The following is an 8,870-nucleotide window of genomic DNA, read 5'->3' on the forward strand; positions in this document are numbered from 1 at the left end:
ATCCTGCTGTCCGCGACTTAGTGAAACTGCTGTCCGCGATTTAGCGGAACGACTGTCCCGTTTTTGCGAAATACGCAGCTGTGGCGCGCAAACTGGCGGTGATTATGCATTAGATGCTCAAGACCGGTGAGTTCTTTGATCGAAATGCAGGCGCCACAGCATGAAATTTTGCGAATAGCGTTCAGGATCTGAGCGCCTGAGACGTCCCGGCCGGGACGTGAGCCGAGCCATTCCGCTGATGGGGTTGCACCGCTGTCTCAGCAAAAAAGTGCGTCATCCACATTGAAGGCTCGTCCGCGGAGCTCTATCATGCGGCGACTATATGTCGACCGCGAAGACGACACTGCTCCCGGAAAACGACAGCCCCGACGTCCAAAAGGGCTTGCATCTTACCGCGCGACAAGTTTCTTTTGTGATCAAGCATGTTTTTCGACCCACATGCGATCGGCTTTGACGAGCGCATTGGCGGTTACGAGAAGCTTGCGCATAACCGCGACGTGGCGACTTTGGCGGGCTTGCCCGATGCAATGAGGTGCTGATATTTTTCCCTGAGGTCGTGGTTAAAGCGGGCAGCGACGAGAGCGGGCATGTAGAGTGCGCGTCTAACGTTGGCCCTTCCACCCTGGATGAAGCTTCTGCCTTTCCACTGTCCTGATTGGCGGGCGACGGGAGCGAGTCCTGCTTAGGGATGCGGCCTGTTTGTTATCTAGGGATCCGAGCTCTGGCATAGTGGCGACCAACTGGTTGGCAGTGCGTGGGCCGAGGCCAGCTATGCTGGAGATAATTTCATGCCGACGGGCAAGCTGGGGATCGGCCGCAATGCGTGTTGCGAGCTCGGCATCGAGAGCGGTTATATGCTGATCGATCTGATTGAGGCGTTGCTTGTGCTGACGCTTTAGAAGCGGAATCGTCAGGTTTTTCTCCTGGTTTTTAAGTGCGGTTCTGTCGCGCATCAGACCATCGCGGGCGCTGATCAGTTCGGCCAACCTTGCCTGTTCGGGGTTTATAGCCGGGCGCACGGGTGGCTGCATTGTGCTAGCCATGCGGGCCAGCATCACTGCATCGATCCGATCGGTCTTGGCCAGGGTTCCAGCTGCTTGGGCAAAGCGCCGCGCACGAGCAGGATTGAGCTTGACGCAAGGCAGATCAGTCAGAGCTTGCTCGATTTCCCGGTGGTAAGCACCAGTCGCCTCATATGCCACGCGCTCGACTGACCATTTTCCCAGCCATGCAATTAAGGCTTTATGGCCACTGGCAGTGTTGGCAAACTGCTGGTTACTGCCTGCAGGATAGGCATGAGCATCGAGTGTTGCTTTTGAGATATCGATGCCGATGGTTTGTGGTAGGGTGTCGCTCATCTTTTCCGCTATCCTAATCTTGTCATCCGGGCCCAAAGCCCCGGTTTCCGTTCAGGCCTGATGGAAAAGAAAGGGGTGATCATACTAATCGACGGTCCTCAACGACCTAGACAACTTCGATCCATCCCCTTCCGCCCGATCCGGAGTGGCCACCCCGGATCGGGCATCTCTTACTGGACCAAACGGCTTGGAAAGTCATAAGACAAGACAACCTAATCTGCTTCGCTCGGAAGACGTAGACCACACCGCTGAAGGGTTATGTGGCGCTCCACATAATGCAGCGCGTTTTTAGCTTGGCGTCGCGGAGAAAGGCGGTGGCGAGAGCGCGCTGAGGTGGATCGCGACGGTGAGCTAAAAACGTGTTGGACTAAGCCGCCGGCACGGGTGGCCGCTATGGGCGTTCAATCAGGCCGTGGCCATGACAGGCATGGCGTGGGCGCGGATGCGGTGCAGGGGTCGCGTGCGCCGAAAGCGGCGCGGATATAGGTTCGGCAAAGTGAGGGCCGGCGTCGCGCCTTGCCCCCGGTAGGACCTGAGTTAAACCGAGGCGCGTCCGCGCGGCCCTGATAAGTTGCCAAACCAGCAACTGTTGGCAATAAACGCGCGCCCGATAAGAGACGTTGAACTCTGCATGCACCGTGTGACGTCGGCTCGGTAAAGTATCTGAATTCGCGATGGCTTGAATCTATAAACAACATTTGACTCTAGCGACGCTCGTAGAGATCGTATTTCCGACCTCAAGAAATTTAAGAGCACAATGACCCCATGCCTCTGTCGCCGAGCTATCGTCTCCGCCGCGGCCTCCGGTATTGGTCGTGTTATCGCCGAGACTTGCGGAAGCTGGGGCTCGGGTGGAGGAGTGCGATGTTGATCAACAGAAAGTTGCTGAGATGAAACACCGTCATCCCGCCATTGACGCGACGGCCACAAAATCCGGAAAACGGGAGGAACTGCCGATGTCCAATGGAATTCTTCCGCCGCCCGGAACCTCGGCCGGCGTTGGGAGGGAGGAACCCAGCGAATTTCTTGACCTCGTTGAATTGTGGATCGCCATATGGCACGGCATTTCGGTGCCTAACGAGAATGCAGGACTTGCTGCCGCCCAGCTTGAGAAAAAGATCCACAAGATCGAAAGCATGCGCGGCACCGTGCGCTTCGAGGACGAGCCGGCGAGCTTCAACGCAGCGCTTATGGAGGCGAAGGGACTGGAGCGATGAGCGATCTGACTGATTTCAGTTTAACCGAGGCTGTCGACGCTATTCGTGACCGAAAGGTTTCTTCACTTGAGCTCCTCGATGCGTGCTTCGCTCAAATCCAGCTTGCAGGGGAAGAACTTAACGCTTTCATCTGGCTTGACTATGAGGGCGCTCGCAAATTCGCGCGCAAGGCAGACGAAGCACTCGAGAAGGGTAATTGGCTAGGTCCCCTGCATGGAATCCCTCTGGCTCATAAGGACATGTTCTATCGGGAAGGAAAGCCTTGCACTTGCGGCTCGAGAATCCGTAAGGATTTTGTGCCCCTGGCGACAGCTACGGTGCTTGCCCGCATGGACGCGGCGGGTGCCTATAGCTTCGGCGGTCTCAACATGACCGAGTTTGCAGGCGGCGGAACTGGTCACAACAGGGAATTCGGCGACTGTCACAATCCTTGGAATCCGGCCTATGTGCCTGGCGGCTCTTCCTCGGGATCAGGTGCGGCCGTAGCCGCGCGGATGACCTATGCGGCACTTGGATCCGACACGGGCGGCTCGATTCGACTACCAGCGGCAGCCTGTGGTGTCACGGGCATCAAGCCGACACAAACACGCGTTAGCCGCCATGGTGTGATGCCGCTATCCTTCTCTCTTGACAATGTCGGTCCTCTTGCACGCACAGCGCGGGATTGTGCCCGCATTCTTTCTGTCATCGCGGGACATGATCCCTTAGACCCAACCAGTTCGACCGAGAGTGTGCCGATTTATGAGGAGGCACTAAAGGGCAAGGCCGACGGCATTAAGATCGGCGTGCCTGAGACATATTTCCTGGACAACGTGGATCATTCGGTTGGAATCGCGTTTGACAACGCAGTCGGGTTGCTAGCCAGACGTGGCGTCAAAGTGGAGTGCGTTCCAGTGCCCTTCATTGATGCGATCTTGGCATACGGTGGGGTGGTTGATAGTGTCGAGGCGGCCTCCATTCATGCCGAATGGATGCGCAGCCGTCCGCAGGATTTGAGCCCGGATATTTCATGGGTCTACCCGGGCTATGCTATTCCCGCAACCTACTATTTGGAGGCTCTGTCTCGGCGCGGACCTATTCTGAGGGAGTTTTCAAAAGCAGTTTTCAGCAGGGTTGACGTGCTTGCGACGCCGACAATCCCTACCTGCATTCCGACATTGGCGGAAACCAATATAGAGCATCAGTCAGTTGTCGGTGAAGGTAAGGCGGCTAAGGTTTGGGCCAATACCGGGATTTTCAACTACCTTGGCCTTCCAACCGTAAGCGTGAGTTGCGGTTTCGATCCAAACGGTCTGCCGATTGGTCTCTCCTTTACAGGGCGCCCATTCGGTGAGGCAGATATTCTTAAATTAGCGGACGCTTATCAACAAGAAACCGATTGGCATAAGCGTCGTCCAATGTTGCCGGCTCAAGATAAGATATCGAGTGTGGGTGGTCACATTGATTGAGCGGTAAGGAAATTGAGGTAACAGCGCCCCATGACGATGAGTGCACCGACCTACATGAACCACCGCTATCCGATCGAAATGGTGGCCCGTGATCTGCCCGGTGTCGAACGCCCCCCGTCGCCGAATGTCCGGATCCAGGGCACGGAATAGAAGAAGGTCTTGAACTCGACGTGGTAATCCGTTGAGACGCGGGCCAAACGCCATTCGGCAAACTCGTTAACCCTCTGGTGGAAGACTGGCCAAAGCCGGCCGCTCGACGGTCTCGAACAGCTGCCGGCGACTGACGCCCAGCTGGCGCATGACGTGGTCGTTGATGCGATCGAGTGCCTGGGCAATGGCCTTATTGGCCTCGGTCAGCGAGAAGAAGGTCTGGTTGCGCAGCCGCCCCAGAATGTAGTGACGTTGCCCCCAGTTTCTATCCAGTTTTGAGTTCGTTTCCGGCGTGGGTTGTGCCCTGCTGGGCGGGTGAAGCGACGGCCGCTGGCGCGGAGCCTTTGGCATAGCGCAGCGCGAGCGACCGTCGCGGATTGAAGGTGGTAGCGAACTCGGCCGGTGTCTGCCAGGCGAGTTGGGAGTGCGGCTGTGGAAAAAGCCGCCGAATGAGAAGAAGGGGCTATAATGCCATTCGACGCGGTTCTGATCTGCCCAGGCGAGGATGGCGTTCGAGGTGAACTCGCTGCCATTGTCGCTGACGATCATCCTCGGCCGGCCCCGCTCGGTGATGAGCCGGTCCAATTCGCGGGCAACCCGCATGCCCGAGAGAGACGTATCAACGATGAGTGCCAGGCACTCTCTCGTGCAGTCGTCGACGACGGCCAGGATGCGGAAGCGGCGCCCGTCGGTGAGCTGGTCCGATACGAAGTCAAGCGACCAACGCTCGTCGGGCCTCAGCGGCACCAGCATCGGCGCCCTGGTCCCGATCGCCCGCTTGCGGCCGCCACGGCGGCGAACGGCGAGCTTCTCCTCCCGATAGAGCCGGAACAGCTTCTTGTGGTTCACGACCAGGCCCTCCCGCCTCAGCATCACGAGAAGACGCCGGTAGCCGAACCGGCGTCGCTCCTGCGCGATCGCCTTCATCTGCTCGCGAACCTCGCGGTCGTCCGGCCTGCTGGTCTCGTAGCGAACCGTCATGCGGCAACAGCCGATGGCTTTACACGCCCGCCGTTCGCTCATCCCGAAGCCTTCCTTCAGGCGAGCGACAGCTTTCCGCTTGGCCGCGGGCGTCACCATTAATGGGATGGTCCGCCCCGTCCTCCCGCAGCATCATTCGGGGCGGTCCCACCAAAGGAGGTTGCAATGTCCCTACGCAATGCGCCGCACCTTGCGGCAGTCTATGGAGTCGATATCGGCAAGAACATCTTCCACGTCGTCGGCCTGGATAGCGGCGGCGAGCCCATCCAGCGAGCTCGCTTCCGACGCGACACGCTGCTGCAATTCTTTGAACGAGCAGCGCCAGCGGTCGTGGGGATGGAGTCGTGCGCAGGATCACAATGGATCGCCAGGAGACTGCATGCTCTGGGGCACAAGGTTCGCCTGATCCCAGCGCAGTTCGTGAAGCCCTACGTGAAGTCGAACAAGAGCGACATTATCGATGCCGAGGCCATCGCCGAAGCGGCCACTCGGCCGACAATGCGGTTCGCAGCAATCAAGAGCGAGGAACAAGCTGACCTCCAGGCGCTGCATCGGGTACGCGACCAGATGATCGGCACGCGAACCCGTCTGATCAACCAGATGCGAGCGTTCTGCCTGGAATATGGAATCGCGTTGAGACAGGGAGCGGGCCTGTTCAAACTCGACCTGCCACTGGTTCTGGATGACGCGTCGAACGACCTCTCGCCGGCGATGCGCAAACTGCTCTCGGACCTGTTCGCCGACCTACGCCGGCTGGAGCAGCGCATCGACGACGTGACGAGGGAGATCGCTGGGATTGCAGATCGAGAAGATGTTGCCCGCCGGCTTATGACGATCCCCGGAATCGGAGCGCTGGGCGCCACCGCCCTTCTTGCGGCCGTCGGCAATGCGCGCCAGTTCCAGAAGGCCCGCGATCTGGCCGCTTGGCTGGGCCTTGTCCCGCGGGAACACTCGACCGGGGGCAAGCAGAAGCTCCTCGGCATCAGCAAGCGCGGGAATCGCTACGTCCGCAAGCTCCTCGTTCATGGCGCGCGGTCCTGCTTCCGACACCTGGATCGAACCCGGGATCACCTTGGAAGCTGGCTTGATGGGCTGCAGAGCCGGATGCACCCGAACAAGGCCGTTGTCGCACTCGCCGCCAAGATGGCGCGCATTGTCTGGGTTGTCCTGACCAAGCCGGGAGCGCTCTACGAACGCAGGGATCCTGCATTCGCCTGACGCTTCCGGCTCGATTGCAAGGCTCGGGAATAGCGATGACGAAACAGGGGATCAGCATGCCGTAAGCCCTGTGCAAAAAAGCGGGCTTCGTGCCCGAACCATTTATTGGGAACGGCGTGCGCGGATCTCATCATGGCCTGGCTGCAACAGCAGCCCACTCGCGAGAGGCCGGATACATTTATGCAACTGGAATCGTCATCGGCGATGTCGCGAACCCTTGCACGGACGGGGCGGACCATACATTCTTTCCCACAAGATCCTTCAACGCGGCATTGTCGAGCATGGCGTCGGCCAGAAGCCGCTTCAGCCGCGTGTTCTCGTGCTCCAGCGCCTTCAGTCGCCGAGCCTCGGAGACATCCATCCCGCCGAAGCGGGCCTTCCACTTGTAGATCGAGGCGTCGCTGACCCCGTGCTTGCGGCACAGATCGGCAACCGATACCCCGGCCTCGTGTTCCTTCAAAATTCCGATGATCTGCTCTTCAGAGAAGCGGCTGCGTTTCATGTCCTGGTCCTCTCGATGGGCCAGAACGAACTTCAAACCGGATTAGATCAGAGGGGCAAGGTCAACGTGACCTGCCACCGAATGTTCATCCGGCTGCAGTTAGAGCCTCGGCGGGTTTTACGCCGTATGGCGCGGGTTGAGCAACGGGTGATCGGCGGAGCTGGTCGGGGTTGCGCAGCCGATCGTCGGTTGCGGTGAGATTGGCGGCATAAGCCGCAGGCGTGAGGTATCCGAGCGCCGAATGTGGGCGCGATCGGTTGTAGTCGTCTGCCCATTCGGCGATGGTTGTTCGGGCAGGTCGAGGCCGAGGAACAGGGTTTTCCTCCCACGTTTTTCATGGCTTAGCCGCTGCAGGATCGGCATAGATTAGGGTCTCTCCGTCGCGATTGGCGCGAAGGAGAGGACACATGAACGCGAATGAGTACCTGCAAAGCAGCACGCTGTATCGGAAGCTGATTCATGGCCCCCATGGCAAGTTTTCACAGGTTTACGCGGCCAGATTGTCGGAGGAAGGCTTCGGTTGCACCTGGCGATCGCTCAGCCTGTTCCGAGACCTGATGGATTGGCACGTTGGGCAACGGGCACGATCCCCGGGATTTAGGCGAAGCCCACGTTGAGCAGTACCTTGAAGCTGTTTGTCGCAGCGATGGGCGCCTCCAACCATACCTACGCCGAGGCGTGCCCGAGCGAGAGCCTGCCCGACTGGATCCGTGTTCATACGAACCTTTTCACCTTTCTGGGCGGCGTGCCGAAGTTCGTGGTCTGCGACAATCTCAAGGCCGCCGTCACAACCCCGATCGCTACGACTCCGGTCTCAACCGGACCTATGCCGAGATGGCGAGCCATTCCGGCACCGCGGTCCTCGCGGCGAGGCCGAGACGCCCGAAGGACAAGGCAATTGTTTCATGATGAGATGCTGTAACGGGGCCTGCGTCGTGCGCTGCCCGTTACCGATTGCATGCTGACCGGTCGCCGCCGACGCTCCCGTATCTGATTCTGACAGGAGGATTACGGGATGAAACTGTTCATTGGGTTGGATGTCTCACTCGCCAAGACTGCGGTCTGCGTTGTCAGCGAGCACGGCAAGATCGTGAAGGAGGCTGAGGTCGGCAGCGATCCCGCGGCGCTGACGCAATTCGCGCTGGAGCAACAGGGCGAAATTGCGATGATCGGGATGGAAGCCGGGCCGTTGTCGCAATGGCTGCACCGTGGGCTTACCGAAGCCGGCCTGGAAGTGGTTCTGATGGAAACCCGGCAAGTGAAGGGTGCTCTGAAAGCCATGCCGATCAAGACAGACCGGCGCGATGCTGAAGGTATTGCCCGGCTGCTACATTTGCAAGTCGGTGTCTGCCCAGGAGATCCGCGCACTCCTCGGGGCGCGGAAATCCATCCAGCAGGGTGTGATCGCTCTGGAAATGTCCTTGCGCGGGTTATTGCGGAACTTCGGCTTGAAAGTCGGCGCAATCTCCAAAGGACGGTTTGATGCTCGCATTCAGGAACTGGTTGCCAGCAACACTACGCTTGTGGCGGCAACCGAGCCGATGCTTCGCGCCCGTGCCACCCCCCGCCTTGAACTGGCACGACTGGAGCGGCATGTGCGCAGCCTAGCACTGACGACCCGACCTGCCGCTTGCTGATGACCATGCCGGCCGTCGGCGCGGTGGTCGCATTGACCTTCAAGTCGGCCGTGGATGGTCCGGCTCGGTTCTCGTCGTCGAAGAAAGTCGGCCCGTGGGTCGGCCTCACCCCTTCACGGCAGCAGTCCGGCGAGCGCGACGTGACAGGCGGTATCACCAAAGCCGGTGACGCCCATTTACGCCGCGCCTTATGCCAGGCCGCAACCGTCATGATGAACCGGGGCCGTGGGTCGTGGTTGCGGACACCCTCGGCGACGCGATTCTGGATCGCCTCGTTCACAATGCAAATTCCGAGGGATGTCGCCCCCCGATTCCGAAATGATCTCGCCCCCTCGTTCCGAGAAATAACCGCCCCCTGA

General features: G+C 59.4%; 5 protein-coding genes and 5 pseudogenes. 6 read left to right on the forward strand and 4 right to left on the reverse strand.

Features of this window, described 5'->3' with window-relative positions; genetic code table 11:
• Positions 1 to 416 precede the first annotated feature (416 nt).
• A pseudogene (locus tag AC0L3L_RS35835) lies at positions 417 to 1,358 on the reverse strand (IS110 family RNA-guided transposase).
• Between the two features lie 851 nt (positions 1,359 to 2,209).
• On the opposite strand from AC0L3L_RS35835, the gene AC0L3L_RS35840 reads away from it, so the two are divergent.
• Positions 2,210 to 2,575 carry a hypothetical protein gene (locus AC0L3L_RS35840; protein WP_473642053.1) on the forward strand — a complete coding sequence of 122 codons (366 nt, stop codon included), beginning with the start codon at positions 2,210 to 2,212 and terminating at the stop codon, positions 2,573 to 2,575.
• On the forward strand, positions 2,572 to 4,023 hold the full coding sequence (locus tag AC0L3L_RS35845; protein WP_473642056.1) for an amidase: 1,452 nt from the start codon (positions 2,572 to 2,574) through the stop codon (positions 4,021 to 4,023). Before AC0L3L_RS35840 ends, AC0L3L_RS35845 begins: the two co-directional genes overlap by 4 nt.
• A gap of 415 nt (positions 4,024 to 4,438) precedes the next feature.
• Here AC0L3L_RS35845 and AC0L3L_RS35850 read toward each other — a convergent pair.
• A pseudogene (locus AC0L3L_RS35850) lies at positions 4,439 to 5,253 on the reverse strand (DDE-type integrase/transposase/recombinase); the annotation flags it as partial.
• 66 nt (positions 5,254 to 5,319) lie between these two features.
• Here AC0L3L_RS35850 and AC0L3L_RS35855 point away from each other — a divergent pair.
• Complete coding sequence (locus AC0L3L_RS35855) at positions 5,320 to 6,372, forward strand: IS110 family RNA-guided transposase (protein WP_473642058.1); 1,053 nt, start codon at positions 5,320 to 5,322, stop codon at positions 6,370 to 6,372.
• Between the two features lie 238 nt (positions 6,373 to 6,610).
• On the opposite strand, the pseudogene AC0L3L_RS35860 reads toward AC0L3L_RS35855, so the two are convergent.
• Both AC0L3L_RS35860 and AC0L3L_RS35865 read right to left on the reverse strand, forming a co-directional pair.
• Positions 6,611 to 6,874: pseudogene (locus AC0L3L_RS35860) on the reverse strand (transposase); the annotation flags it as partial.
• Positions 6,875 to 6,959: 85 nt separating this feature from the next.
• Positions 6,960 to 7,195 (reverse strand): annotated as a pseudogene (locus AC0L3L_RS35865) (integrase core domain-containing protein); the annotation flags it as partial.
• Positions 7,196 to 7,499: 304 nt separating this feature from the next.
• Between AC0L3L_RS35865 and AC0L3L_RS35870 the strand changes: the two are divergent.
• From AC0L3L_RS35870 to AC0L3L_RS35880, 3 genes and pseudogenes are all read left to right on the forward strand, one after another.
• Positions 7,500 to 7,777: pseudogene (locus AC0L3L_RS35870) on the forward strand (IS21 family transposase); the annotation flags it as partial.
• Between the two features lie 112 nt (positions 7,778 to 7,889).
• Positions 7,890 to 8,357, forward strand: coding sequence for an IS110 family transposase (locus tag AC0L3L_RS35875; protein ID WP_473642060.1), 468 nt, complete (start codon positions 7,890 to 7,892; stop codon positions 8,355 to 8,357).
• 153 nt (positions 8,358 to 8,510) lie between these two features.
• Complete coding sequence (locus tag AC0L3L_RS35880) at positions 8,511 to 8,870, forward strand: transposase (protein WP_473642062.1); 360 nt, start codon at positions 8,511 to 8,513, stop codon at positions 8,868 to 8,870.

Source organism: Mesorhizobium sp. WSM4849 (assembly GCF_055811385.1).